Source organism: Sporosarcina sp. YIM B06819, assembly GCF_033485175.1.
In the GTDB taxonomy this organism is placed as follows: Bacteria; Bacillota; Bacilli; order Bacillales_A; family Planococcaceae; genus Sporosarcina.
The window spans coordinates 1-1,350 of the sequence record NZ_JAWLIQ010000062.1; the positions used below are offsets into that span (position 1 = coordinate 1).

The window sequence follows — 1,350 nt, forward strand, 5'->3', positions numbered from 1 at the left end:
TCTCACCCTTCTTTCGCTACTCATACCGGCATTCTCACTTCCAAGCGCTCCACCAGTCCTTACGGTCTAGCTTCAACGCCCTTGGAACGCTCTCCTACCACTGACACCAAAGGTGTCAATCCACAGTTTCGGTGATTCGTTTAGCCCCGGTACATTTTCGGCGCAGCGCCACTCGACCAGTGAGCTATTACGCACTCTTTAAATGATGGCTGCTTCTAAGCCAACATCCTGGTTGTCTGGGCAACGCCACATCCTTTTCCACTTAACGAATACTTGGGGACCTTAACTGGTGGTCTGGGCTGTTTCCCTCTCGACTACGGATCTTATCACCCGCAGTCTGACTCCCAAACATAAATCATCGGCATTCGGAGTTTGTCTGAATTCGGTAACCCGGGATGGGCCCCTAGTCCAAACAGTGCTCTACCTCCGAGATTCTTAAGTTTGAGGCTAGCCCTAAAGCTATTTCGGAGAGAACCAGCTATCTCCAGGTTCGATTGGAATTTCACCGCTACCCACACCTCATCCCCGCACTTTTCAACGTACGTGGGTTCGGGCCTCCAGTAAGTGTTACCTTACCTTCACCCTGGACATGGGTAGATCACCTGGTTTCGGGTCTACGACCCCATACTCATTCGCCCTATTCAGACTCGCTTTCGCTGCGGCTCCGCATTCACTGCTTAACCTTGCATGGAATCGTAACTCGCCGGTTCATTCTACAAAAGGCACGCCATCACCCATTAACGGGCTCTGACAACTTGTAGGCACATGGTTTCAGGATCTATTTCACTCCCCTTCCGGGGTGCTTTTCACCTTTCCCTCACGGTACTGGTTCACTATCGGTCACTAGGGAGTATTTAGCCTTGGGAGATGGTCCTCCCGGATTCCGACGGAATTTCACGTGTTCCGCCGTACTCAGGATACACTCTGGAGAGAATGGACTTTCGACTACGGGGCTTTTACCCGCTACGGCGGACCTTTCCAGGTCGCTTCGCCTAATCCATTCCTTTGTAACTCCGTATAGAGTGTCCTACAACCCCAGGAAGCAAGCTTCCTGGTTTGGGCTTTTCCCGTTTCGCTCGCCGCTACTCAGGGAATCGATGTTTCTTTCTCTTCCTCCGGATACTTAGATGTTTCAGTTCTCCGGGTCTGCCTCGTTTACGCTATGTATTCACGTAAACGTACTGTCCCATTATGGACAGTGGGTTTCCCCATTCGGAAATCTCCGGATCAAAGCTTACTTACAGCTCCCCGGAGCATATCGGTGTTAGTGCCGTCCTTCTTAGGCTCCTAGTGCCAAGGCATCCGCCATGCGCCCTTTCTAACTTAACCTTTTGGGTTCAATCCGCTTAA

General features: G+C 51.3%; 1 rRNA gene. It reads right to left on the bottom strand.

The window, feature by feature from the left end:
* Nucleotides 1-1,329, bottom strand: a 23S ribosomal RNA gene (locus R2B72_RS18480); the annotation flags it as partial.
* Nucleotides 1,330-1,350 lie beyond the last annotated feature (21 nt).